A 26,310-nucleotide genomic window follows, 5' to 3' on the forward strand; every position below is an offset into this window, starting at 1 on the left:
ACGACGGGCTATGCCTACGCCTTCATTGATAGCAGATACAATCGAGTGAATTTGATGATTTTAGGAACATAGGCGATCGCTTGCTTAGTAAACATAATTATCCATTAGCAAAAGCTTAAAAACTACCTGCTTGTATTAGCAACTTGGGTTAGTAAAAATTCATTATCTGCACTTATAGCAGTTCCTAATTATATGAGGTACATAGCCACTAGTACCGCAAGGTGGAATTAAAAATTAAAAATGAATACAGCATAAGCTTTTCATCAATTTGGAATGGGTGGTTTATTTTTGCTGCACTGTACTAGCCCCCAGTCCCTGATCTTAACGAGATGTACCTTATTCAAACGAGAAGCGCTATATACACTAATCATGCAATGAAGAATCTGGCATAATCGTTTCCTGAAGATTCACATTAGTAAGGTTGGCTCCCCTAATATTAGCTCCTCTAAGATCAGCCCCTGCTAAGTTCGCTTTGCTGAGGTTAGTCCAACTCAAATTAGCACCTCTCAAGTCAGCTTGACTCAAGTTAGCCCGCGATAGGTATGCACCGCTGAGGTGAGCTTTACTGAGATTAGCTTTGTAAAGGTCAGTTTTGTAAAGGTAAGCCCCCATCAATTCTGCTTCGTGTAAGTTTGCGTCGCTGAGGTCAGCTGCGATCAAATTAGCTTCGATCAAGTTGGCAAAACAGAGGTTAGCCCGAATCAGCTTTGATGAACCTAAATCAGCATCTCTCAAGTTAGCATTTCTCAAGTCAGTTCCAATCAAATTAGTATTAGCAAAAGTAGCACTAATCAAATTCGCTTCACTTAAATCAGCACCTATCAGATTACTGTGACTCAAATCTACCTGTGTCAGTATTGCACCACTCAAGTTTGCGACACTGAGGTCTGGTTCAATATGAGGATTTTTCTTTCTCCACTCAATCCAGGTGGCTGCACCAGCTTTTAGTAAAGCCAGATGCTCTCGATTTGCCATTTTTTCTCCTTTAATGCTGACGACTAATCTGGGGATTTACCCGACCAGCTACACTTTCAATTGCTGTTAATGCTCCTGCCGCACCTGCGAGAATATCTCGTTCTTGTCCACCCAAGTAAAGTCGTCCAAAGCTACCTACAGCTTGAACCTCAAGGATGTTAATTAACGCCGCTTTCTCCGCTTCGTTGGCAGCCAATGCAGCATAAGCGGCAGGTTCAACTTCTAATACATATAGGGTTTGCCCTGCAAGTAGTAGCTGTCCCCGACGTGTGCGATTAATCAGTTGCGTTTGGTAAGCATCAATGTTGCGAATAATTTGGCTAGAAACCACACGGGGTTTGAGACCTTCATCTCTACGGACTCCTAGGGTTGCTAATATAGCTTGACCAGCAGATCGTGTTTCGCCTTGAGAGCTAGAATGAACTTCTAATAGACCATACAGCCGTTCAACTACCTGTACTCCCGGACGAACAGAAGCAGCTTTGAGCGCTACATCAGTAATTCGATTAATTTCAATACCAGGAGAGATTTCAATCCACAGTGATGTATCTCCTGGTAATGGTAAAAAACCTTGGGCTACTGTTCCCATATATGCTGCATGTTGAGGTTGCAGATTGTCGAGAAATACAAAACTGCGTAATTCTATGCCCAAGATTTTGCTCTCCAGTCATCAGGGTAAAAATATTTGTTGCAATATATGAGTTTACCTTTAAACTACCATAAGCCTAAATGCGGGACTTATTAAGCTCATCTCACCCCTGAAAGGGACGAAATTTCGTCCCAGTGATCAGTGGTCAATAGTCAGTTTTTTTTGCTACTTACCACACTTCGGCTAGCGGTAGTCGAAACTCAACTGCCGCGCAGCGCTGTACTGACTTGTACTGAGTTTAGCCTGAGCGTTGGTTGCTGAGTTTCGACTTCGCTCAACTGCCGCGCAGTCGAAGCAAGCCGAAGGGCGTAGCCGAAGTAGCCTGTCGAAGTGTCGAAATTCAGTGCATCGCTGACTACTGACATCTGACGGCGACGGGGCGGGCGATGGTTACTGAGCGACTTGTACTGAGTTTAGCCTGAGCGTTGGTTGCTGAGTTTCGACTTCGCTCAACTGCCGCGCAGTCGAAGCAAGCCGAAGTACTATTACGGACATTCCTCTCAGAAGTAGATTTTCCGTCGCCTTTTGATGAAGTAAACAGTAACTGATAACTGTTTAGTTAACCCTGGTTTAAATTTGCCACTGTATAATAATCCAGGCTTGTAATACTTAGAGCGATCGTGGCGAAAATAAAACTGCCAACGCCTATACTTCTATTTTTTCTATGCCTTACTCTATTGGGCGTGCGTTCATTTGGACAAACAACTATGAAATCATCGCCGCAACTGCTGACTGACCCATTTTTACAATTGCCAACAGCAACTTCAGTACAAGTAGTGTGGTTTACCGAATTTGCTGGTAATAAACATATAGTTACCTACGGAGAGAAACTTGATCAAACTTCTTGGGCAAGTACAACTAAACTCAGTCGTACACGCGAAGACCAGCAATCAAAAGTAGCAAATCAAACATATAAAGAGCCTGTAAAACGTGACATCTGGCGACACGAAGCAGAAGTGACTGGGTTAACTTCTGGGGTGCGGGTTCCTTATCGAGTCATGAGTGTGCGTGAAGATGGAGCTAATATTAGCAGTGATGTTTTTAGCCTTGCGCCCAGTCCCAAACTAGGTACACCATTAAAAATTTTACTCACCTCTGACCATCAGTTAAAGCCGATGACAGCGGCAAATCTGCAAAAAGTGGTGGAGACAGTAGGACGAGTTGATGGGGTGTGGTTCGCTGGTGATTTAATTAATGTTAGCGATCGCGCTTCGGAATGGTTTGATGATCATCGAGGCGGCGCGTTATTTCCTGGTTTACAAGGTCGTGCCAAATATGAAATGGAACATAATGGCATTAAGACAATCTACACTGGGGGTCAAATAATTCAACACGCTCCCATGTTTACGGCCATTGGTAATCATGAAGTGATGGGACGATTTGCAAGAAAGGACAGTTTGAACGATGAATTTGATGATACGATTCCCCGTGCGGTTGCTCAAAAATTGTATAGTGGTAAATCGCTTATAAATAATTCTTTTAATACCGTTACATACGAAGAAATTTTTACTCTACCCAAAAGTCAAGAGGGTGGCAAAAAATATTATGCAGTCAGCTTTGGTGATGTCCGTTTGGTAGTACTGTACATCACAAATATGTGGCGGAATCCTAACTTAGATCCGAAATATAAAGGTAGATACAGAGAAGCAGAAAAGGATTTACATAATCCTGAAAATTGGGGTTATGGACAGATTATTTATGAACCGATTACTAAAGGCAGCAAGCAGTACAATTGGCTAGAGACAGAACTCAACAGTCTAGAGTTTAAACAGGCAAAATACAAAGTCGTGATGTTTCATCATCCACCCCATACATTGGGTGATAACATCGTCCCTGCTTATACTGATCCAGTGCAGATAATTGAACGGGATGAAGAGCGCAAAATCAAAGCAGTACGTTACGAATATCCTAAGGATAAAGATTATATTATTTGCGATGTTGTACCTTTACTAGAAGCGGCTAATGTGCAACTCGTATTTTATGGGCATTCCCATTTGTGGAATCGCTTTATTAGTCCTAGCGGGATGCATTTTCTAGAAACATCTAATGTGGGCAATACTTATGGTGCTGCCTGGGGTAACAGAAAGCGAGATGTACCAGTTGGGTATAAAGAAGATTATGTGAAACTTGGCGATCCTAATGGATTGGAACCAGTAATGCCGACCATTGACTCTTTATTAAATAAAGATGATCAGGCAATGCCTTATATTGCCAGTAATAATATTACAGTTTTTAGCATTTTTGATACAGGTACAGGGATTATCAGTAGCTATCGTTTTGATACCCGTAAACCTGACTCAGAGGTTGTCAAGTTTGATCAATTTAAATTGAAATAGGATTTACATCTACTTGAATCGTTGAATATTACACTGATACTCTTAGTACTTAAAGATCCAAGTTGGGTTCGCTGCGCTTAAGCCAACCTACGCCTAATGCACTAAATTAAGCTTACCACGCCACTAAGAGCAATTTGCTTTTTTTCGTCGACTTACTTATTTGGATTTAGATTATCCCCAAAAATCAACGCTAAAATTAGTAGTGTCAGTATTTGCAATATTTAAAAAAATTATGATATCTGCTGACAAAAATTTTTTTCTTTTAACAATTCTACCCTTAGAAAATGGCGACAAGTTGACCCGTGATGAATTTGAACGGCGTTATCGTGCTATGCCTAATCTGAAAAAAGCAGAATTGATTGAAGGAGTTGTTTACGTGGCCTCCCCATTAAGAATCAAAAGTCATGGCGAACCCCATGCTTACATTATAGGTTGGTTGGCTACATACAAAGCAGCTACGCCAGGTGTGGGTTTGGCTGATAATACCACAGTCTTAATAGATGCTGATAATGAACTGCAACCAGACGCTTTATTGAGAATTGAGATAGATGGACAATCGCGCATTAATAAAAATGATTATGTAGAAGGAGCGCCAGAATTAATTGTAGAAATTGCTGCTTCTAGTGCTTCATACGATTTACATGAAAAACTGAAAGTTTATCGTCGTAATCAAGTCCAAGAATATTTAGTATGGCGAGTTTATGACCAGCAATTTGATTGGTTTAAATTAGATAAAGGTGACTATACACAACTTGAACCCTCTACAGATGATATAATTTGCTCTCAAGTTTATCCCGGTTTATGGTTAGCAAAATCTGCATTACTAGCAGGAGATTTAGCTACAGTGTTAGCCATTTTGCAAAATGGATTATCTACCCTAGAACATCAACATTTCGTGCAAAGATTAGCTAGATAATTTTCCAACAACTAATAGTTTGCCAATCTAGGGGAAAAATATTCTCAAACTCTTTTGTATTTACTCTCTTTTATACTTGTTCACTAACTCTAAACGCGATAATGCACTTGTAGCTGATTCTCGTACATAAGAGTCGGCAGATTCATCATTCACAATTGCTGTGAGTACATCTGCTCCTCTGCTGTCGCCGACGGTAGCAAGAGCATTGACGATGGTTACCGCCAAAGCCACATTATCTGTTGTTTCCAGAGATTCAAGTAAAATATCCAAGGCTGGGACACCAATCTCACCTAAAGCCATAACGCATCCAATGTTGACAATGGGATTAGGGTCATTGAGTCCAGTTTTTAATGCTTGCAAACCTTCAGCAGCGAAAGGAACATCTGGATGGTTAACGGCAATTTGAGCCAAAGCTTTGGCAGAACTGCCTCTAACAGTCACATTGTCACTGTTCAGCAAGGGATCAATTAAGGGAATAGTAGCATCTGGACCAATCACTCCCAATGCTTTAACAGCAGCCCGTCGATAAACAACATCTTCTTCACCCAGAATACTTATCAGTCGAGGAATGGTAGTTTCATCTTGAATTTCAGCTAGTTCTAGCATCGCCCGTTCCCGTAAGTTGGGGTTAGGATGTTTGAGTTGTTGAAAGAGTTCGTCTTGAGTCATTTTAAATTATGAATAATTGGGCATTGGGCATTGGGCATGGGGCATGAAGAAAAAGAGGAATTAGGGACAAGGAGAATTTAGATAATTGGGGAAAAAACTGTCTCCTTGTCTCCTTGTCTCCCCTGCCCCCTGCCCCCTGCTCCCTTTCCTCTTCTCTTCCCCTGCTTCTTTATTAGTCTCTAGCTTTTTCTCTAATCAACCAGTCTTGATCGTTAGCGGCAATTTCACGACTACTGGTATCGCCAAGTTTTTCTAATGCCATGAATGTCGCATATTTTAAATCCCAGATTTTGGTTTGTAGGGTTTTTTGCAGTTCGGGGATGGCGCGACGATCGCCTAGTTCACTGAGGGCGATCGCAGCAGCGGCGCGAGATTTCTGAAACTGCGGTTGAGGGTTGTGCAATGCTTCTATTAAAAGCTCATAAGCAGGGGCATGTTGAAGCCAGCCGAATAGCTTGATCACATGAAAATGTGCGCCATAATCGCTGTGAGCTTCTTCCGTGTATGTGGCAAAAAGGGCGGTGGGTGCTGTGTCTGCGTAATGTTCAAGAATAGTTTTAGTGGCTAAATAACAGCGCCCAAAGTCTGTTTCATACAACTCACGTATCAGAAATGGCAGGGTTGGTAGTTGATCGTAGCTGTGTACCAAATCTAAATCTTGAGGATGGTCGCGCAATGTTTGCTCTAAATAAGGTTGAATTTTAGTGTAGGCAAGCGCGCCTGTAGAAATACCAACTTCTGCTAGCATCCGAATTGCCCGTAACCGAAAGACAATAGATACCGGACACCGAGCAATATTAGGAATGGCATCGTAATATCTAGCATCGATCAAATCTTGGATCGATAACCGACGGGCAAATACATTTTGGTGTTGCAACAGCGCTACTACCCGATCCATCTGAGAATAGTCTCTAGTAAATCGGCAGACTGCGGAAATAGCTGCACTGGCTATAGGTGCGTCATCGGCATTGACGAATTTGCGAATCCTTTCTAATGCAGGTTGGTAATCTAACTTAGTCAAAGTATGGATAATTACTCGATATGTTTGCCCTGGTTTTTCCAGCAATTGGGCAACTTCTTCTAAGATATCTGAGTCTTGAGTACCAATTTCTGCGATCGCCCAAACGGCATTTTCCACGGTGTAGCAGTCTTCATCTGCTAAACAGGTGCGAATGACGCTTAAGGCTGGCTTTGCCTGTAGCCGTCCTAATATCTCCACTGACTTGCGCCGCACAATCCGGTTATCTAGCGAAGGGTCAGTTTGTTGCACCGCACGTATTAAGGCATTGATTGAACGCTCCGTTGGAAAGTTCACCAAATGAGAAGCCGCAATATAGCGTGAGTCATCTTCATCTATCTCCTCTTGAGGCGTATCTAAAAGGGTGATAGCTTCGTCTTCTGTCAAATTGAAGAGATTAAAAAAGCGTTTATCCATTAGTCTTAGTAGTCAATGACCAACCGCGATCGCAAATGATAATTTTTTACTGTTACAGATATAAAAGTATAGAACAGACATTTCTTAGTGTCTTAGTGCCTTGGTGGTAAAAATTATTTATAAACCACTAACACATAAAAACAAGCCCGAAAATTCTTTGCCAGTACTCAACCTTAAATTAGGTAAAGCAACACGCCAAGAACTCTCAGGCTTGTAGGATAAGATTCTTATCCTGTCACAAAATTACAATTCAACTATGATAGAGAGTTGATTGCGTAGTCGAGAAGAGCATTGTACTCAACCAATGCTTGAGCAGACATATCGCGAGGAGCGCAACCACGGTTACGAGCGAATCTCAAAGCTTCAACGTAAGGAGCAGTTGGCAAGTTCAAAGCACGATAAACTTCACGCTGACCAGCAATTCCCCACTCATCGAGAGGGCCTGTACCGCCAACAATCAAGCTGTACTGAATTAGGCGCATGTAGTGTTTGATGTCACGCGCACACTTGTCTTTGAAAACTTGGCTAGAATTAGCTTCACCGTCATTGTTCAAGTAAGGATACTTCTTGATAGAAGCATCGTAAGCTTCTTTAGCTACGTTATCGATGTTGCTAGCTAGTTTTTCAGCAGCTTCCATACGAGCTGTAGCGCGCTGAATACTACCTTGAACAGATTCTAGGTCAGAGGTGCTGGGGAAGCGACCGGCTGCATCAGCAGACGCGATCACGGTGGTAACAACTGATTTCATGCTTATATCTCCGAATGGATGTTATCAGAACGTTTCGGTAATCGTTTTGAATTTTGAGTTTTGAGCTTAAGTCTCTAACTCACTATTTCTGTTAAGGATTAGCTTAGAGCAGAAATAACGCGATCAAAGTAACTAGCTGCTTCAGATGTCAATCCAGAACAGTCGCCTTGGGTTGTAGTCATCTTGCGGAAACGCTTACCACCGTATTTTTCTGTGTTGGTCTCATTGATATGAGCCAAAGAGCTAATCTTCATGATTTGCACAGCACGTACAGTGGAGGTTGTAGGTACGCCTAGAGCAGCATAGGTTTCTTTCAAACCGTTCAAGCAACGATCATCCAATACGGAAGCATCACCAGAAAGTAGCGCATAGGTGATGTAACGTAAAACGATTTCACCATCGCGTAGGCAAGCAGCCATGCGGCGGTTAGGGTAGCAATTACCACCAGCTTGGATTAAACCTTGGTTTTCGCAGATCATTCCAGCTACAGCATCAGAAACGATACAGCTAGCGTTGCTGGCGATCGCATTTACAGCGTCCAAACGTTTGTTGCCTTCAGAAAGGAAACTTTTCAGGTTAGAAATATCGCTACCGCTGAGGACAGAAGTACTAGCATCTGCTGAGACTACGGCTCTAGAAAAAGCATCAAGCATTGAGCTCTCCTTGTTAGTAAATCAGGATGTCGCCTGTCGTTTGACTACGACGATATAGAACATAAAAGATGACGGGTGCTTGAGTCTCAGTTATGAGAAACAAAGCAACAATCCTTAACATATACAACACAACCCCCAATCGAAATAACTCTAATTGGGGGCAATATTACTAAATATTCAAACTTAAGGAAGAACTGCTTGAGGGTAGATTGCGCTTATTACTGAGAAGTAGGACTAAACTTGCTTGAGCAGATGCTTAATCACATTTTCTTTAATCATTAATTGCCGCAGTACTTCTAAAAGAAACGTTTGCGCTTGGTCTTGACTCAACCCCTTTACTTGTTCTTCATAAACCTTGAGGTTGAAACTTTGCTCTAAGCTCAGTTTTGTTGGCACATCCATAGTTGTCTACTCTCCTGCTTCTCGCAATATTGCCTCGTTCAATTTCCTGATACCATATTAACAAAAGTAACACATACTTGACAAGTGAACGTTTTTAGACGTTTCCGAATAATGTAGGGCATTGGGCATGGGACATAAGAAGCAGAGGGGCAGGGTGCGGGGAGCAAGGGGGATAAAGAAAAATTACCTCTTTCTCCCGAAGTTGCTCCACTTGGGGAGGCAGCCCGGTCTTGTTGTTCCAACAAAGAGGGACTGCCGAACCCGGAGGGGGAAACCCCAAGACCGCACTTCTCTCCTTTTCTCCCTGCTCCCTGCCTCCCCTACCTCCCCTGCCTCCTCTGCTTCCCCTGCTTGCCCAAATGTATCAACTTTAAAGTGAACGGTATTACCCTTTAACCTTTTCCCCTCTTGCTGCTCCGCTGCACCCTGCTCCTTTTCCTCTTTCTCCTTTTCTCCCTCATCCCCTTTACTCACAACTCAGTTTGGAGTTTTATGATGTAAAGGGTAGAGTTACTTAATTTTGAATACTAAGAAATATCACTGAATAGGAGTCAGATTTCTATCTATGGATGCAATGGAGTTCTTTCAACTTAGTACTGGCAAGTGGCGATCGCAAAGAACCACCCACCACCTCGCCTTTAAACGTTCAGAAAAGGGTGAATCTGAAATTCAGATAAAAGCTCTCGCAGCCGATGATCCACAAATAATTGAGATTTGCCAACTTCATCAATTTGATCCTAGTTTGGCGATCGGCGGAGCTTTTGTCACTTGGCACGGCTCGATGGGATGGGATAGAGACGAAGAAAACCACGAAGGTTCTACTGTGTTCTCATTAGTGCCAGATACTACTGATGGACGACAAGGAACACTATTAAGGGAACGAGGCTATGCCGAAATTGTCCCTGTAGCAGGTCGCTACCACATGGATGATGAAAACGGGTTAGTGTTAACAACTGAGTACGAAACCATGAGTTCCATTGAACGATTCTGGTTTGCTAGCCCTAGCCTACGGATGCGGACTAGCACTGTTAAGCGATTTGGAGGTTTTAGTACCGCTACATTCTGCACCGAATTTCGGATTGCAGACGCTGATGGTGTTCCCTCAAAGGAAGATGAGGCTGAACTCTCAAACTTAACCCCTGAGGAGATTCAGCAATCCGTTGAGCCGACAAAATCCTTATCCTTCTTTGGCTGGTAAATTGCTGATTACAACCAGTGCCGATCCTTTTACCCGTGGGTTAGATTACCTGTATGGCGCTCGTAGCTTGGCTTTAGATCCAGAGATGGTGGATGTAGTTTACGACTTAGACAAACGCATTCCCATCTGTAACTGGATTGCCAATCATATAGATGCGGTTAACGCCGAACTCAACGCCTGTCTCCAGGCGTGTCATGACTGTTTTCATCCCTGGCAGCAGCGTACAGTTCAAATCTTTGCGGCTCCCTTGGCGCAGTCTTTTGGGATTGATGGTCTTTGTAATCTTAAAACGAACCCAATTACTATTTTGATTGATGTAGGACGAGTAATACCAGAAGACTGGTTAGCACTGGTTATACACGAATATGCTCATGCTCATGCAGGTTTTCCTGGTCATCACCAAGAGTTTGCTAAATCTTTATCGCACTTGTGTTTAGGACTAGCGATCGCACCTCCCTCTTATCAACCTAGTATGGAAGCTAGCTTACGGTCTTATCCCTACTGTCACCCAACCCAAGATCCCTTGGCGTTTTGGCAAGGATGAAGGGTAGAGACCCTGACTGTCTTATTGGTATATAACCACTAATTTGAAAGCTTGAATCCTACTAAAATCGTTAGTAAATAAGCTTATATATACTGATTAGACAGTCAGGGTTCACAAGCCTTGATATAAGTTTTAATTTCTCTCGTAATTTGTCATAATTGCTTCAAGAATTTTTACATAAAAAGCACGTCCCTGGGCATAAACATCTGGGAAACGAGAGAGATGTTTAGTGGTTTCATAAAGTATTGGACTGATCCACTGAATTGCTTCAAGTGCATTGTCATATTCTTCTCTTAGATTGCTTTTATTCCATACAGGATTGTGGTGAAAGATTTGATTTCGTAATTGATTTATTGAGGTGAATGTTCTAGATAGTGTGCTTCTAGTGCGTCGGCTCTTTGGAAGATGAGGTAAGAACTCTTTATCCTTAAATAATCTTGGATACAGCTTATCTTTGCCCTCATATCTAGCGTATGATAGAGATACCCAAAAACCAAGATTCAGCTCTGATATTAAATTTCCCGTCGATATACTTTGGTTTTTTTTGTTTAGGCTTTTAATAGCAGTTTTGACAGATTGTATTCCTTCAGGTTGTAATATTTGTGAGTCTATTTTATCCAACCAATCTTCGTAAAATAATCGTGATATTGCCTGGTGCAAATTATTTCTTAAAGCAATTTCAAAGCTATGAAGAACAGGATAAAAAGCTTCACATAGCCCAATATTCCATAAATAGGTAGATAGTAAGTCTAATTCTTTATCCGATGAGGAGCTTCTATATGCCTCAAGTCTCTTTGGAGATATTGCTCGTTGAAAACGTAAAAACTTGTAACTAGGTCGCTTTGGCTTCATCTTTGTTATAATGCAGATGAGAGTCCCTGGTAACTCCTCTCCTAGTTTCGCCTAGTGATGAGCCAAGGGTAAGAAAAATGACAATTTCCAATTGTACCTCAAAATCAAAAACATCGGTCTTCCGCCGATACTGCGTTAATGCAGATAGATTGGGGATAATGCAGTGGTTTTTTCCACTGCATTTCTCATATTATGTCTCTTTTTATACACAGGCATCATGATTCATATCTGTTCCAAGCGGTTTAACACTGCGTTGCAGCGGACGGACGGAAGCTGCTGGTGTGGATTTTGAGGTTATCTGCCGCCGCTGCACTTCACCATTCGACTGTTTAATTTATCGGCTAGAGCATAACCTAAAAATTAACTGTGAGATAAGGTAATTCAACTCACATCTGAATTTAGCAATTCAAGTTCGACAGCAGTGATTTTGATGATTATTTAAGCAGCCGCAGTGTTTTCTTCCAAATGAGCGATCCAGCAGTGCCTGGAATTAACACTGTAGTGCCATTCCCCCATGCCTCAGAGATGAAACTCAAATTAACTTATGTAACGCTTCATTAAACTAAATCGAATGAAAGTACCTCTTAACCGTATGATTGTGATTAATTATCTAAAATATTTGTAAGGAAAGGGAGTTTTTTCGGCGTGGCAATTCCTCTTTTAGAGTATTCCCCATCCTCTCAGAATCAGCGTGTTGTCGGGTACGAAGTTCCAGGGGAAGAACGACCCCGTGTCTACTCTACAGAAAACCTGCTTTCCACTACTGAACTGGACGAGTTGATTGAAGCAGCATATCGTCAGATTTTCTTTCATGCATTTGCTGCGGATCGTGAACGTTTTCTAGAGTCCCAACTTCGCAGTGGTCAAATCACTGTTAGAGACTTTGTTCGTGGCTTGTTGCTGTCTAATACCTATAAGCGTAGTTTCTACGATCTCAATAGTAACTATCGCTTTGTAGAGCAGACAGTACAGCGAGTACTGGGTCGTGATGTTTACGATAATCGCGAAAAACTTGCTTGGTCTATTGTCGTTGCGACAAAAGGCCTCAAAGGTTTTGTCGATGATTTACTTAACAGCGATGAATACCTAGAAGCCTTCGGGTATGACACCCTTCCCTACCAACGCCGTCGAGTTCTACCTGGACGGACTGAGGGTGAAAGACCTTTCAACATCAAGTCTCCGCGCTACGATGAATACTATCGTGGCAAGTTAGGCTTCCCGCAGGTTGTATGGCAAACCATTGTTCGCAGCTACGTCCCTCAAGACAAGCAGCCTAAAGCAGGTAATCCATCTCAGTTCCTCGATATGGCACAGAGTATCAACCCACGAGTTAACCAGCCTCAACAGATTTCAGCGCTAAATATTGATATCGCGCAATCTGTACCTTATCGCAAGATCTCCGGAGTTAGCTAGGTAATCCCTATTAATTCACTGGTAAAACTCAAAATTTGGAGCTTGGAAGTGAGAAGTCTATGATTTCCCACCTCCAAGCTCCAACTGTGTTGTTAATACTATGATTGGAGTTGCTCAAGCAGTCTCTTCACTCTTGGGGTGAAACCCTAGCTCTATCAATGCTTTGCGAATTTTGGCTTTGGAAGGGCGGTTTGTAGGGGGAGTTAATCCCATCTCTCTAGCAGTCTCAAACATTTCCCTCATGAGCATATCCAGAGAGTTGTCATTGGCATCTTCTGGGAGCTTTTCGATCCTTCCTTCGTAAGCCAGTGTATAAAGCTCTAGATGATGCTTACCCATTACTCTAGCCAGTTTCCTTAGGGTTTCAGGCGTAGGACAGGTTCCCTTAAAACAGGCTCCTCTCAGCCTAGGTTGAGGAATCCCAGACAACTCCGCTAGACGGTTCATGCTGATACCCTCATCTTCTAAATGTTGAAGAATTAACCTTCCCAAAGGTGAGCAATCTTCAGATTTTATTTGCAACCTTGCTGGCATTTTTCAGTATCAAAGAGATACAGATATATCTAGGATAAGCTGTCGAATATTTAATTTACAATAACAGAAATATCTTTGTGATTTACAGCAATTTTCAGGTACGTAGACTATTTGTGCTTAAAACTTACGCAAAATTCACATAATGACGTAATTATGTTGGCGTTAGTCTTCTGTTTCAGAAACGCTACCGCGAACCCGGAGGGTACGATAGTGACGTAATCTCCTAAAACTTTGCGATCGCTTCCCTACACAGAGCCTGTTGCAAGCAAAGCGTCGCAATGACAAATTTTGCTTGCGTCATATCATGTCCGCGTAATTAGTCATAATTCCCGCATCTATGAAAAAAGCATGAAACCCTGTTTCCCCCTGCTCCCTGCCCCCTGCCCCCTGCGGTCTTAATGACAAGTATTTAACCGGACACGATATAACCCTCTTCTGTCACTTTCCGGGTATTCTAAATAAAAGAATTAAAAGAAAAAACTCTCTTCAGGTAAGCAGAGCAATGGATGTAGAATTACAAATCCTGAAACATTTGTCGAGAGATGCCCACCCAACAGTTGCGCTCATAGATGAATATTGTGCAGAGTATAAAGACCTGTTCAAAGAGGTAAGAAATTATGAATGCTTTAAATATTTACATTTGGGGATAATATCAACGATAAAAAGAAAATCGTTACCAGAAATAGCTAAAGTAGTAAGTATAAACTCTGCTCAGTCATTACATCATTTTATAGCCTATTCAGATTGGTCAGTAAAGAAATTAAAGAGCCGAAGATTAAATAAATTAAAGAGAGCGTTAAACGATCAGGCGATAACCGTAGTAATAGATGAAACAGGAGACAGGAAAAAAGGTAAAAAGACAGATTATGTGGCTAGACAATATTTAGGGAGCGTAGGAAAAATAGATAATGGAATAGTGACAGTCAATGCTTATGGAGTTTATGACAATATAACATTTCCCTTAAGTTTCAAAGTATTCAAACCAAAGGGGACTTTAAAAGAAGGAGATAAATATAAAACTAAAATAGAATTAGCGTCAGAAATTATTACAGAATTAATTAGTGAAGGCTTTAATATTGAGTTGGTACTGGCGGATAGTTTATATGGTGAGAGTAGCGAATTCATCAGAAAATTGAATGAATATGAATTAGCTTATGTTGTGGCAATAAGAAATAATCACGGAGTCTGGCTACCAGCCAACCAGAGCGTTAGAGCGAATAAGTGGTGTAAATTTAAAAGAACATTTAGCAATCAAAAATCAGAGACTAGATATATTCGAGAAATAATTTATGGAAAAAAAAGAACCATAACTTATTGGGAAATAACTACTGACCCAGAAACCATGCCGGAAAATTCTACTTCTTTCGTGATGACAAATCTTCAAGGTAACTTGAAGAAGATTTTAGGCGACTTATATGGATTAAGAACCTGGGTTGAATATGGTTTTCGGCAGTGTAAACAGGAACTGGGCTGGACAGATTACAGGTTTACAAATTTCCAACATATTCAGAGATGGTGGGAGATTATTTTTTGTGTCTACACAATGATTAGTTTAAGTTCTCCACCTTTCTTATCCTTAAATCAAGCTCCTCAAATTGAAACAGAGGTACAAAACAGTGTTTGTATTGATTGTGTAGATTTTTCTAATCATAAACAATGGAATCATGATTATGGATGGAAGAATACTTTAAATAATCTTCGCTTAATTGTTCAACCTCTCTTATTATTTTGGTTGATTTATCCCTGGCTAGATGTTTTTCCCAATTCCGATTTATTGCTTGGATTTAATCACCTAATTTGTACAATGAACCAATTTAAACCTTTTTTCTCTTCTGGATAATTTCAGTTATTTACTACTTGCTTATTTCGGAAAGTGACAGAAGAGGGATAAGTCCTGTTGCTGATTGAGCTTATTTATCACTCCAAAATAGCTCTGCACGCTCTTGAGATGTTTCAAGAGCTTTTTTAGGAGATTCACCTAATAGCGTTGCTTCGATCGCTCTGCCCAGACTATCAGATAAGCGGTTATATTTAGTAATTATTGGTCGAGCGCGTGCCGTAGGTATTTGCTCTAAAAACACTTTTAAAACTGGTTGTTGCTTGATGAATTGTTGATAAGTGTCACTTTCAGCAGCTTTGATGTTTACTGGCAAAAAACCCGTTCCTAAACTCCACTCTGTTTGAAATTGTTGACTCAAAACATACTCTAAAAACTTGAGTGCTGCTTGCTCTCTTTTGGGTGTAGTCTTCATTAAATAAATGTTTCCACCAGCGGTTACCGTAGATTGTTCGACATTTCCAGGTATAGGAAACACATCGTAATCAACATCAGACTTTATAATGTATGTCCAAGGGCCAGTAATCTGCATAGCCACTCGACCTGCAAGAAAACTATCTTCCTCATAACCTCGTTCTGGAGCAGAAAGCATGGCTGAACCATCTTTTAAGAAGTCTTGCCAATATTGCAATGCTGCGATCGCTCCTTTGTCCATTAAATTCGGCTGATTATTGCTTAATATATCTCCACCAGCATTAAATAAAAAAGGAAACCAACAAAAAACAGTCCATTCTCCCTTACCGAAAGGTAGCAATATTCCATATTGTTCGGGGCGGCGATCGCCATCACGGTCTATAGTTAGTTTTTTCGCAGCTTCTCGCAATTCTGACCACGTTTTGGGTATTTGTGTAATACCTGCTGCTTGAAACAGCTTTGGTCTATAGAAAATACCAAGATTGCCAGTATAAAGAGGAATTGACCAAATATGATTGTTAAACGTCAATTCGTCAAAAAGGTTAGGGAAGATTTCTGACTTAATTGGTAATTGATCCAGCCAATCTTCTAAAGGTTCAATGGCTCCTAATTCTACAAACTGTCCAGTGATTTGAGGGTAAAAAGCCAAAAGATCTGGAGGTACATTACCAACAACTGCTGTTAAAACTTTAGGCAATTGTTGGTCAAGCTGACCTGCATAGATAGATTCTACATAAATATCGGGATGGCTTTGATTGAATTTATCTATCAGTTTTTGAAAAACATCCCGATTTGCAGGGGGATTAATTCCCTGCCAGAGTGTTAAATGAATAACTCCATCGTCTTTTTCTGATGTTACTTGACAGCCAGATAAAAAGAGTAGGCATGAACTCAGGAGTAAACCTAAAAGTAAAATACGCCCAACATAGCGAAACCAACTTGTGATTTGGGATAGAAAAACAATAATATCCATGCCCCTAAAAATGTTGTTGGTCAATCACAAACTACTAGTACAGTACAGCAGAAATAAACCAACTATTTCAAACACCTAAAAACCTTGTCAAAAGTGAATAGGACTTACGCAAGAACTCTCTGAAATCCTCTTAACTTTGTGTCCTGCCCTGCGGGAAGCCGCAAAGCATCTATGTGTCTTTGTGGTTAGTTTTTCCATGATTTTGCGTAAGTCCTAGTGAATTACGAATTACGTTAGCGTAGCGGGACGTAGCCCATTACGAATTACGAATTACACATAGCGGTACTCTTAAAATCCCATTGCTGCGGCTACTGCTTTGATTTCTGCCTCAATACCCTGTTGAAATTGACTTTCACTGTACTTAATAGCTGTGTCTGGGTCTTTGAGACCATTGCCAGTCAGGACACAAACTACGGTTGCTCCTGTGGGTATTTGGTCTTTAATTTGTAATAATCCGGCGACAGAAGCAGCACTAGCAGGTTCACAAAAAACACCTTCAGATGATGCTAAAAGCCGATAAGCATCTAGAATTTCTGTGTCAGTCACAGCATGAAAATTGCCCTGACTGGCTGATTGGGCGGCGATCGCTTTTTCCCAACTAGCGGGGTTGCCAATACGAATCGCTGTCGCTACAGTTTCAGGATGGGCTACTGGTTTGCCATTCACAATCGGGGCTGCACCTGCTGCTTGGAATCCCATCATTTTGGGTAGGCGATCGCATTTACCTAATTGATGATATTGACAAAATCCCATCCAATATGCTGTGATGTTTCCCGCATTACCTACTGGGATACACAACCAATCTGGAGCGTTACCCAAAGCATCAACTATTTCAAAGGCTCCAGTTTTCTGTCCTTCTAAGCGGTAAGGATTAACCGAGTTCACCAAAGTTATGGGATAGCTTTGAGCCATCTCGCAGACAATTTCTAATGCTCGGTCAAAATTACCTTTAATTGCCAGTACCTCTGCGCCATATAACAAGGCTTGGGCTAACTTACCTAGGGCTACATATCCATCGGGAATCAAGACAAAAGCACTCATGCCTCCACGTTTAGCATAAGCGGCTGCGGCTGCCGAGGTGTTGCCTGTGCTAGCACAAATTACTGCTTTTGCCCCAGCTTCCTTTGCTTTAGAAATCGCCATCGTCATCCCCCGATCTTTGAAGCTACCAGTGGGGTTAAGACCATCGTATTTCACAAACACACTTACTTGTCTGCCAATGCGTTCTGCGATCGCTGGCACTGGAATTAAAGGAGTGTTACCCTCTAACAGAGTCACAACAGGCGTTTTTTCACTAACAGGCAAGTACTCACGATAGGCTTCTATCAGCCCTGGCCAGGGTTGGCGATAAGATTTAGCAGCAGACAAGCTCACAGTCACAGTGTTTAAAAGTTTTTCACTAAGGATTGGGGATTAGGGAAGAGTAAAAAAGTAACTTTCTGATTTTCTGTTCCCATTTTGCATACTCTTCATTTCAGAAGAATATTATCTCTTTGATTGCAGGTGTCTTAACTTGCAGGTTTTATTTTGTGTAAAATGTCAGTTTATCATAATCCTTAAACAGAACTGACTTTCACCAACAGGAGGTTATAAATGGAACATAAACAACATAATCGCAGTCACTTATGACAACACCCGTAACCTATTAGAGTAAATGATTGAAAGTATACAATCATTTAACGAGTCTTAAACTTGCATTAGTATAATGTTTACTAACGGTGTGAGTTGAGTTATAGATTAATAGAGCGATGCCTACTTATTCATCTAGTGTTTGTGAACGCTACTCCCAGACTATCTGGGTCAGTGAATTAACCAAGTCTGGTTATCAAGACGATCAGCAAGTTAAGCTGAAACACCTGCAAGCAGAGGTAGACTCTTTGTTGCAGCAATTACAAAACCTCAAAGAGCAACGCCTAGCTGCCATCAACGAAGAAAAGAAGTAAAATTTTTTTCACAGCGATCGCCAGGACTGTTACAGTCTAAATTTTAGTAGGGGGCTACTATTCAAAACGCTGGTTTTTGTTTGACCATCGTTGAAAACTGTAACAATTAGCATGTTTTATCAGCAAGCTTGGCGATCGCTATACTTATAAAAAATCAGTTTATTCCCTGAATTTAGATACTGTTGGTTAAGTCAATACGATTCATTTAAGAAAAAAGTAGGTTGGGTTTCCTAACGTCAACCTACCTACTTTAGTCTTAAGTTTTAGCCTTATCTGAACCGTATTGCTGTATGAGCGAGTTTTTGTATTGTCGCAACTTGTAGTTACAGCTAGTCGCCTAATAGTGACTACAGTTCACAACTTAATTCGCCAGCTTTCTGCGTAAAGCGGTGATTTTCGCGGTAGTCTACCGGACAATCGATGACAGCAGGTACATCTTGAGCTAATGCTTCTTTAAGTATAGGTATTAAATCAGTCGCAGATTCGACACGATAGCCTTTTAGACCCATGCTTTCAGCTAATTTGACGAAATCAGGATTGCCAAAATGTACAAAGGATGAATTTCCCTTACCAAATTGATTTTCTTGTTTCCATTCAATTAAACCGTAGCCGCCATCATTGAAAATCAAGGTGACAAAGGGAGTACCAACACGCAAAGCAGTTTCTAATTCTTGGCAATTCATCATAAAACCGCCATCGCCAGTTACAGCGACGACTTTACGGTTAGGATAAACGAGTTTTGCTGCTAAAGCCCCAGGAATCGCAATACCCATTGCAGCAAAGCCGTTAGAAATAATGCAAGTATTGGGACTATGGCAATGATAATGACGGGCAATCCACATTTTATGAGCGCCCACATCAGAAATCACAATATCATCTGGTCCCATGACCTGCCGCAAGTCATAAATTAACTTTTGTGGCTTAATGGGAAAGCCATCATCATGAGCGTGTTCTTCGTAATTAGCACGAATGTTGGCTCTTAAGCTGATTGCATAAGGATCAGGTTTAGCATGGCGGTCTGCTAATTTTAAGATTTCATAGAGGGAATCAGAAATATCTCCCACTACTTCTGCATAGGGAATATAACTACTATCAATTTCTGCTGGACTTAACCCAATATGCACTATAGGAATTTTGCCGTCGGGATTCCATTTTTTCGGGGAAAATTCAATTAAATCATAGCCAATAGCGATTACTAAATCTGTATTATCAAAACCACAAGTAATAAAGTCTTTTTGCTGTAACCCTACTGACCACAAAGCTAATTGATGAGTGTAGGGAATTACACCTTTGCCCATAAAAGTATTGGCAATAGGAATATTCATTTGGGTGGCAAATTGCGTTACCGCATCACTAGCTTCAGCGCGAATTGCTCCATTTCCTACTAAGATTAATGGGTTAATTGCCTGAGAAATTGCCGCTGATGCTGCCCGAATACTAGCAAAAGATGCGTATGTTTTTTCGCTATTATCCTTACGTAAAGGTTTGCCTTCTACGGGCATAGCAGCAATATTTTCTGGTAAATCGATGTGTACTGCACCTGGTTTTTCGCTTTGCGATCGCTTGAATGCTTTTCGCACAACTTCTGGTGTAATACTTGGTCTAACAATTTGTTTATTCCACTTAGTCACAGGAGCAAACATCGCTACCAAATCTAAATATTGGTGAGATTCGATGTGCATTCGATCTGTTCCCACCTGTCCAGTAATCGCCACTAAAGGCGCACCATCCAAGTTAGCATCCGCAACCCCAGTCATCAAATTCGTAGCTCCAGGCCCAAGAGTCGAAAGACACACTCCGGCTTTGCCTGTAAGACGACCGTAAACATCCGCCATGAATGCTGCACCCTGTTCATGACGAGTAGTAATAAATTGAATCGAAGAATGTTTTAGTGCTTCTAAAACGTGCAAATTTTCTTCGCCAGGGAGTCCAAATACATATTGCACCCCTTCATTTTCCAAACACTGTACTAGTAGATCTGCTGTATTCATTTGATTTTCTCACTAGCGATAACTAGGGACTAGGGACTAGGGATTAGGGGGAGCAGAGGGCAGTGAACAGTTAACAGCGAAAACTGATAACTGGTAACTGATAACTGTCTATTCCCCATGCCCAATGCCCAATGCCCCATGCCCAATGCCCAATTACTTCACCCACACAGTTTTAACATTGACAAATTCATGTATACCCTGAATACTTAACTCTCTGCCGTATCCAGAACGTTTAATGCCACCAAAGGGTAATCGGGGATCGGATTTAACCATGCCGTTGATAAATACTGCACCTGCTTCAATTTCTTCAACTAGGCGATCGCGTTCTTGGTTATTGGTTGTCCAAGCACTTGCACCCAAGCCAAAGGGTGTAGCATTAGCGAGTTTAATCGCAGCATCAATATCCGCAACTCGAAATAACAGCGCCACTGGGCCAAAAAACTCCTCTTGAGCAATGGCACTCTCAGGGGGAATATCTGTGATGATGGTTGCGGGATAAAAGTTCCCAGAACGCTCTTTTAAAGGATGTCCACCTGTGAGGACTTTACCCCCACTAGTTACCGCAGATTGCACTTGCTGGTCTAAATCCTGAAGAATATCGGGGGTTGCTAGTGGGCCTAAATCAGTATCTGGTTGCATGGGATCGCCAACTTTCAGTGCCAGAAATTTATCTAAAAGTAATTTTTCAAATTGATCGGCGATCGCCTCTTCGACAATAAAACGTTTCGCTGCTATACAAGATTGCCCGTTATTCAACATCCTTGCTGTAGTAGCTGTGACAACTGCTGCTTCTAAGTCAGCACTTGCTAACACAATAAAAGGGTCACTTCCTCCCAATTCCAGAACGGTTTTTTTGATTTGTTTACCAGCAGCAGCAGCTAAAGAAGCACCGGCTGGTTCACTTCCCGTTAAGGTGGCTGCTTTAACTCGGTCGTCAGTCATTAAATTGGCAACTTTGGCAGCACCAATTAACAAAGTTTGAAATCCACCTTGAGGAAAACCTGCCCGTCGGATAATGTCTTCAATTGCCAAAGCGCACTGCGGCACATTAGAAGCATGTTTGAGTAAACCAACATTTCCTGCCATTAATGCAGGCGCAGCAAAACGAAAAACTTGCCAAAAGGGAAAATTCCACGGCATGACTGCGAGAATGACACCTAATGGTTGATAACAGACAAAACTATGACTGGCATCTGTATTTACACTGACATCAGCTAGGAAGCCAGCAGCGTGTTCGGCATAATAACGACAAACGAGCGCACATTTTTCTACTTCTGACACTGCCGCTTTCAACGGCTTGCCCATTTCCAAAGTCATTATTTGGGCAAAGTTTGCTTTTTCTTGCTCTAAAATGTCAGCGGCTTTTTGCAGCCATTGCGATCGCTCAGAAAAACTAGTCTTGCGGTACTGTTCAAAAGTTTTACCAGCTAAATCTAGTTTAGCGGCAATTTCTGTATCATTGAGTGGCTCAAAAGTTTTGAGCGTCTCCCCAGTGGCGGGATTAATGGTGGCGATAGCCATTGCCCTGACCTCCCGTTAAAAAATAGCTTGAAGTAGCTCCTTAGTGTTACACACATTAATTTTGGAAGCTACCATCCAAATTTTAGTCTTTTGGACAAGGCTTGGTTATGTTTTTGTCACGATTAATTGCTGAAGTTTGTAAATTCAGACACCATAGAATCAGAGCAGGGGAGGCAGGGGAGCAAGAATCCTCATTCCTCAATCGGATCGCATCGAATCTCAATCATAAAGCCATCGGGATCGTAAAAGTATACACCTTTACCAGTAGGGCGGGTGACTGGCCCATGAGCGATCGCAATTTGATTGTCTCTAATGACTGCTACTGCTTGCTCAAATAACTGTGGATCTATATCAAAAGCTAGATGATATGCTCTAGTAAAGCTTTTTTCTGGATTTGGATCTGGTGGTGTTAAATCAGGTGTCCCAAATAAGTCTAAAATTGTCCCATCAGGAGTAATAAAATTAGCTACCTTCCCTGCTGCGACCAGTTCAACCAAAGTTGCAGGTACTTCATCGCCAGAAAGTTCATGCAAACCCAAAATAGTACCATAAAAATAGCGTGAAGCTTGCATGTCTTGGACGTTAATAGCAATGTGATGTACCTTACGCAGGTTTCCTGGTGCAAGAAAATTGTTTATTGAGGTGGTGCTAGATAGCATGGCTAAATAAAATTTACCTACATGGGTGGTAGTTAAACTTTAGAGAAAAGTTTATTATTGATAATAAAAATCTAACATGTCTTTTGATTATTCTTTAGACTTTCAAAATATTGATTTCCGTCAACATCCTGAACTTTATCGTATTGGCAAAGGTGAGCAGGGTGTACTTTTGGTAGAACCATACAAATCAGAAATCTTACCTCATTGGCGATTCAAAACTCCTGATATCGCTAAAGAATCTAGTGAACAAATCTATAGTTTATTTCTGGAATATTTAGCACAAGATGATTTTGTTGGTGCAGATATGGCAAGGAAATTTATTCAAATGGGTTATACTCGCTCCCGTCGTTATGCTAATCATAAAAGTGGCAGAAAATATAAAAAAACTTCTTCAGAAACAGGTGATAAAAAAGAAATTCTACCATACGAAGTAGACCATATAAAAGCCGAATCAGCAGCAATATTTAAAGCAAAATGGATACAAGCTAAAACAAATGAAAAATATCTCCAGCTTTTAGCTAAACATAAACAATTGTATGAAAAATAACAGTTCAGGAACAACAAGATCCCCGACTTCTTTGAGAAGTCGGGGATCTTAGCCTCTTAATTTTTAATAGATTAGTAGGGAGTATTAAAAGCTTCCCAAGCGGCTTTAGCAGCCCTTTGAAAGCGATCGCCAAAATCTGTAATTTCTTTCATTAACAAATGCCAATTTCTCTCGGTTTCGTTTTGCATTACAGCCCAAGAGTGTTCTAAGCGATCGCGCTCAATGAGTTTTTCTCTTTCAATTGCTTCTCTGGCTTGACGCACAGCATTTAAATAAGTTTCACGAGTTAAAGTACCTGCTGACTCTGCCTCAGTTTGGGCGCGTCTTTTAAGCGCTTCAATTAAGGCTTTGGTTTCGCGTTTAACTTCATCTGTTTCGCCAGCCATTTCGGTTTCTACCATTTCGTTGGTTTGAGAACTGATTTCTACTACTACTACGGGTTCAATATTGTGATCAGTCATAGTTAAAACTTCCTGCAATTACAAAATTTTCTATTGGATCTGCACCTTTGGTTGATCTATTAAATATTTAGTAAGCTGTTGTCGGTAATTGTTGTTCTAACTTCAATAATTCTTCAATTCTAACTTCGGTAGGAGGGTGACTAGAGAACAAGTTACCCATAAATTGTCCAGAGATGGGATGAATAATTAATAAGGGTTCAAAGGCCGGGTTAGCATTCAAAGGCATTTGTCGCGCTGTCGCTTCTAGTCTTTGCAAAGCCCTAGCTAAAGCGCGGGGATTACCAGTTAATTTAGCAGCACCAGCATCAGCAGAAAATTCCCGTGTGCGCGAGATTGCTAACTGAATCACTGTAGCGGCTAATGGTGCGAGAATTACTGTTAACAATACTCCTAAAGGATTTCCACCTCTATTGTTATCTCGTGATCCTGCACCACCAAACCACAAACTATAACTCAGCATTTGTGCCAAAAAGGAAACAGCACCTGCAACTGTAGCAGCAACAGCTTGGGTTAAGGTGTCACGATTAATAATGTGGGTGAGTTCATGAGCAATAACGCCTTCTAGTTCATCCTCTGGCAAAATATTTAAAATGCCTTCGGTGACTGCAACAGCCGCGTGTTCTGGATCGCGCCCTGTGGCAAAAGCGTTAGCATTTTGACTAGGAACAATATAAATTCCTGGCATAGGAATATTAGCGCGATCGCTCAATCTCTGCACGATGCGATAAAGTCCCGGCGCTTGTGCTTGAGTCACAGGTTGAGCGCGGTAAACTCCTAAGGCAATCTTATCTGATTGATACCAAGAAAATAGATTGGTTACTGCTGCTAAACCAATTCCTATAACCAAGCCACCAGTTCCACCTATTACCCAGTAACTAATGGCAATCAAAAGACCACTCAGCGCAGCTAACAAAGCAGCTGTTTTCAATTGATTTGTCATATTTTCGCTCTCCTACTAATTAACAGTAAACAGTTATCAGTTAACAGTTAACAGTGGTAATTAATTTAATTGTATATAACTAAACTAAAATGCATGGTGCAGAAAACATGTAATCTCAAGTACGGTTTCCCCACTCTATTTGTAAGAATACAATTGATTTTAGTTTTAGAGATACTTTGATATTTAAAGATCCAAACCTCCCTCAGCAATTTTGAGGAAGGTTTGAAAGGAAATCTTGTTGAGTGGAGATAACTTATGCCGGGTTAGGTTGATATCTATTTTGCAGTAGTTTGATCACCGCAGCTTTTTCTAAAATTCCCACTAGAACACCATTGTCACGAATTACAGGCAGGGCAGATAACTTTTGTTGTTCGAGTAGTTGCACTACTTCTAATAAAGGTTGGTCTGATTTTACTGTAGTCGATTGAGCGATCGCTCGCATAACTTCTCGAACTGGAGTTTCTGACCACATTGTGGGAGAAATATTTCGCAAATCATCAACAGCGATCGCACCTACTAATTGTCCATCATCATCTGTGACTAAGAAACGTCGCCAGTCTTTGCCACTGGTAATTTGAGCATCAGCAAACTCTCTCAGGCTGATGTTTGCAGATACAATTGGACTGTTGAGTGTTACAGCATCTGCTGCTGTCAAACCTGTAAGTTGTTCTTGGACTCTGGCATATTGAGCTGCATTGCCAGCGTTTTGCAACAGAAAGAAACCAATTAACAAGTTCCAAAAGTTAGCGAAGCTACCAAAAAATAGTAGCGGTAGTAAGCCAGAAGCGATCGCTACCCAACCAAATATTTGTCCAACTCGACTAGCAAAAGTCACACCTTTATAAGGATTTCCTGTAATTTTCCAGACAATGGCTTTGAGGATATTACCGCCATCTAAAGGTAAGCCAGGAATCAAATTAAATAGTGCTAAGGCCAAGTTTACAGCAGCTAAAACACCAAGTATTGCAGCTAAGGGGCCTGATGCAGCACTAGCGATACCAATCCCTGTAACGATTCCGCTAAGTAATAAACTAACTAAAGGCCCAGCGATCGCTACCCAAAACGCTTCTGCTGGGGTTTTCGATTCTTTTTCTAAACTTGCTAAACCGCCAAATATAAATAATGTGATCGATTTTACATCAATTCCTTGGCGAATCGCGACAAAGCTATGTCCTAATTCATGGGCGACGACAGAGGCAAACAATAACAACGCTGTCATCAATCCCAGTAGCAAAGTTACTCCCCCAGCTAATTGAGGAAATTGTGCCGCCAGTCCACTGCTATAAGTCCAAGCTACTAAGCCCAGAACTAAAAACCACGATGGATGGATATAGAAGGGAATCCCGAAGAGATTACCAACGCGAATTGTGCCATTCATGTCGTACACCTTTAATTTCATTTGCGAGAGTTTTGCATTTACCTCTCTCTCTATGTTCTTATTGTAACGGAGTGTTAAGGGATTTTAATCTTTGTCATGGTCGTAGTCTCCGTCCGCTAAGGTACGGTTATTGATACTAATTTGGGTTCTATTGTAGTAGTTCAAGGTTGATGAGATTGCTTCCTTCCACTTTGTTCTAGTCGCAATGACGGAAGGAATACCATATTTGACTGCAACTTGGTATGAGAATAGAATACAGGCTTAAAAAACCATAAAGTGAGTCAGGAAGTTAAAACCGACTCACTCATTTTTCTCAAGATT

General features: G+C 41.2%; 25 protein-coding genes. 8 read left to right on the top strand and 17 right to left on the bottom strand.

The features are described from left to right. Positions 1 to 363: 363 nt before the first annotated feature. The gene (locus QI031_RS12315; protein ID WP_281485426.1) at positions 364 to 975 is read right to left on the bottom strand and encodes a pentapeptide repeat-containing protein; all 612 of its coding nucleotides are present in this window, start codon (positions 973 to 975) and stop codon (positions 364 to 366) included. A 10-nt stretch (positions 976 to 985) separates the two neighbouring features. Beyond that, positions 986 to 1,627 carry a beta-carboxysome protein CcmP gene (gene ccmP / locus QI031_RS12320; RefSeq protein WP_281485427.1) on the bottom strand — a complete coding sequence of 214 codons (642 nt, stop codon included), beginning with the start codon at positions 1,625 to 1,627 and terminating at the stop codon, positions 986 to 988. Positions 1,628 to 2,331: 704 nt separating this feature from the next. On the opposite strand from ccmP, the gene QI031_RS12325 reads away from it, so the two are divergent. Further along, positions 2,332 to 3,960, top strand: a complete 1,629-nt coding sequence (locus QI031_RS12325; protein ID WP_281485428.1) for a purple acid phosphatase family protein — start codon at positions 2,332 to 2,334, stop codon at positions 3,958 to 3,960. 232 nt (positions 3,961 to 4,192) lie between these two features. Then, on the top strand, positions 4,193 to 4,876 hold the full coding sequence (locus QI031_RS12330) for a Uma2 family endonuclease (RefSeq protein ID WP_281485429.1): 684 nt from the start codon (positions 4,193 to 4,195) through the stop codon (positions 4,874 to 4,876). A gap of 60 nt (positions 4,877 to 4,936) precedes the next feature. Here QI031_RS12330 and QI031_RS12335 read toward each other — a convergent pair whose 3' ends face one another. The 5 genes from QI031_RS12335 to QI031_RS12355 form a co-directional block, all read right to left on the bottom strand. Next, the gene (locus tag QI031_RS12335) at positions 4,937 to 5,545 is read right to left on the bottom strand and encodes a HEAT repeat domain-containing protein (protein WP_281485430.1); all 609 of its coding nucleotides are present in this window, start codon (positions 5,543 to 5,545) and stop codon (positions 4,937 to 4,939) included. Between the two features lie 172 nt (positions 5,546 to 5,717). Continuing rightward, entirely contained in the window at positions 5,718 to 6,980 is a 1,263-nt protein-coding gene (gene cpeY, locus QI031_RS12340; RefSeq protein ID WP_281485431.1) for a C-phycoerythrin alpha-cysteine-82 phycoerythrobilin lyase CpeY, read from the bottom strand. A 254-nt stretch (positions 6,981 to 7,234) separates the two neighbouring features. Further along, positions 7,235 to 7,729: a C-phycoerythrin subunit alpha gene (cpeA, locus tag QI031_RS12345; RefSeq protein ID WP_281485432.1), complete on the bottom strand. Its 495-nt coding sequence runs from the start codon at positions 7,727 to 7,729 to the stop codon at positions 7,235 to 7,237. 98 nt (positions 7,730 to 7,827) lie between these two features. Beyond that, entirely contained in the window at positions 7,828 to 8,382 is a 555-nt protein-coding gene (cpeB, locus tag QI031_RS12350) for a phycoerythrin subunit beta (protein WP_281485433.1), read from the bottom strand. 234 nt (positions 8,383 to 8,616) lie between these two features. Further along, positions 8,617 to 8,784 (bottom strand): NblA/ycf18 family protein, encoded by a 168-nt coding sequence (locus QI031_RS12355; RefSeq protein WP_281485434.1) that lies wholly within the window; start codon positions 8,782 to 8,784, stop codon positions 8,617 to 8,619. Positions 8,785 to 9,349: 565 nt separating this feature from the next. Here QI031_RS12355 and QI031_RS12360 point away from each other — a divergent pair. Beyond that, positions 9,350 to 9,982 (top strand): phycobiliprotein lyase, encoded by a 633-nt coding sequence (locus tag QI031_RS12360; protein ID WP_281485435.1) that lies wholly within the window; start codon positions 9,350 to 9,352, stop codon positions 9,980 to 9,982. Next, positions 9,945 to 10,526 (top strand): hypothetical protein, encoded by a 582-nt coding sequence (locus QI031_RS12365; RefSeq protein WP_281485436.1) that lies wholly within the window; start codon positions 9,945 to 9,947, stop codon positions 10,524 to 10,526. The genes QI031_RS12360 and QI031_RS12365 overlap by 38 nt, the downstream gene beginning before the upstream one ends. 132 nt (positions 10,527 to 10,658) lie before the next feature. Here the strand turns inward: QI031_RS12365 and QI031_RS12370 are convergent, their stop codons facing one another. Beyond that, the gene (locus tag QI031_RS12370; protein ID WP_281485437.1) at positions 10,659 to 11,378 is read right to left on the bottom strand and encodes an Abi family protein; all 720 of its coding nucleotides are present in this window, start codon (positions 11,376 to 11,378) and stop codon (positions 10,659 to 10,661) included. 645 nt (positions 11,379 to 12,023) lie between these two features. Between QI031_RS12370 and QI031_RS12375 the strand changes: the two genes are divergently transcribed. Continuing rightward, positions 12,024 to 12,791, top strand: a complete 768-nt coding sequence (locus QI031_RS12375) for a phycobilisome rod-core linker polypeptide (protein WP_281485438.1) — start codon at positions 12,024 to 12,026, stop codon at positions 12,789 to 12,791. A 114-nt stretch (positions 12,792 to 12,905) separates the two neighbouring features. Here the strand turns inward: QI031_RS12375 and QI031_RS12380 are convergent, their stop codons facing one another. Then, positions 12,906 to 13,325 carry a helix-turn-helix domain-containing protein gene (locus QI031_RS12380; RefSeq protein WP_281485439.1) on the bottom strand — a complete coding sequence of 140 codons (420 nt, stop codon included), beginning with the start codon at positions 13,323 to 13,325 and terminating at the stop codon, positions 12,906 to 12,908. Between the two features lie 502 nt (positions 13,326 to 13,827). Between QI031_RS12380 and QI031_RS12385 the strand changes: the two genes are divergently transcribed. Then, positions 13,828 to 15,165, top strand: a complete 1,338-nt coding sequence (locus QI031_RS12385; RefSeq protein WP_281481473.1) for an IS701 family transposase — start codon at positions 13,828 to 13,830, stop codon at positions 15,163 to 15,165. A 70-nt stretch (positions 15,166 to 15,235) separates the two neighbouring features. On the opposite strand, the gene QI031_RS12390 is transcribed toward QI031_RS12385, so the two are convergent. After that, a complete protein-coding gene (locus QI031_RS12390; protein ID WP_281485440.1) occupies positions 15,236 to 16,549 on the bottom strand; it encodes an ABC transporter substrate-binding protein in 1,314 nt (437 codons plus the stop codon). Positions 16,550 to 16,837: 288 nt separating this feature from the next. Continuing rightward, the gene (gene thrC / locus QI031_RS12395; protein ID WP_281485441.1) at positions 16,838 to 17,929 is read right to left on the bottom strand and encodes a threonine synthase; all 1,092 of its coding nucleotides are present in this window, start codon (positions 17,927 to 17,929) and stop codon (positions 16,838 to 16,840) included. A gap of 368 nt (positions 17,930 to 18,297) precedes the next feature. On the opposite strand from thrC, the gene QI031_RS12400 reads away from it, so the two are divergent. After that, on the top strand, positions 18,298 to 18,492 hold the full coding sequence (locus QI031_RS12400) for a hypothetical protein (RefSeq protein WP_281485442.1): 195 nt from the start codon (positions 18,298 to 18,300) through the stop codon (positions 18,490 to 18,492). 347 nt (positions 18,493 to 18,839) lie between these two features. Here the strand turns inward: QI031_RS12400 and QI031_RS12405 are convergent, their stop codons facing one another. From QI031_RS12405 to QI031_RS12415, 3 genes are all read right to left on the bottom strand, one after another. Next, positions 18,840 to 20,483, bottom strand: coding sequence for an acetolactate synthase large subunit (locus QI031_RS12405; RefSeq protein WP_281485443.1), 1,644 nt, complete (start codon positions 20,481 to 20,483; stop codon positions 18,840 to 18,842). 153 nt (positions 20,484 to 20,636) lie between these two features. Continuing rightward, positions 20,637 to 22,004, bottom strand: coding sequence for an NAD-dependent succinate-semialdehyde dehydrogenase (locus QI031_RS12410; protein WP_281485444.1), 1,368 nt, complete (start codon positions 22,002 to 22,004; stop codon positions 20,637 to 20,639). 191 nt (positions 22,005 to 22,195) lie between these two features. Beyond that, positions 22,196 to 22,663, bottom strand: coding sequence for a VOC family protein (locus tag QI031_RS12415; RefSeq protein WP_281485445.1), 468 nt, complete (start codon positions 22,661 to 22,663; stop codon positions 22,196 to 22,198). Between the two features lie 76 nt (positions 22,664 to 22,739). Between QI031_RS12415 and QI031_RS12420 the strand changes: the two genes are divergently transcribed. Continuing rightward, entirely contained in the window at positions 22,740 to 23,210 is a 471-nt protein-coding gene (locus tag QI031_RS12420) for a DUF4385 domain-containing protein (RefSeq protein ID WP_281485446.1), read from the top strand. A 71-nt stretch (positions 23,211 to 23,281) separates the two neighbouring features. Here the strand turns inward: QI031_RS12420 and QI031_RS12425 are convergent, their stop codons facing one another. The 3 genes from QI031_RS12425 to QI031_RS12435 form a co-directional block, all read right to left on the bottom strand. Next, positions 23,282 to 23,671 (bottom strand): hypothetical protein, encoded by a 390-nt coding sequence (locus QI031_RS12425; RefSeq protein WP_281485447.1) that lies wholly within the window; start codon positions 23,669 to 23,671, stop codon positions 23,282 to 23,284. Positions 23,672 to 23,738: 67 nt separating this feature from the next. Beyond that, positions 23,739 to 24,611, bottom strand: a complete 873-nt coding sequence (locus tag QI031_RS12430; protein WP_281485448.1) for a zinc metalloprotease HtpX — start codon at positions 24,609 to 24,611, stop codon at positions 23,739 to 23,741. Between the two features lie 253 nt (positions 24,612 to 24,864). After that, a complete protein-coding gene (locus tag QI031_RS12435) occupies positions 24,865 to 25,989 on the bottom strand; it encodes a site-2 protease family protein (RefSeq protein ID WP_281486008.1) in 1,125 nt (374 codons plus the stop codon). Positions 25,990 to 26,310: the final 321 nt, after the last annotated feature.

The sequence above is a fragment of the Halotia branconii CENA392 genome, from assembly GCF_029953635.1.
GTDB classification, from domain to species: domain Bacteria; phylum Cyanobacteriota; class Cyanobacteriia; order Cyanobacteriales; family Nostocaceae; genus Halotia; species Halotia branconii.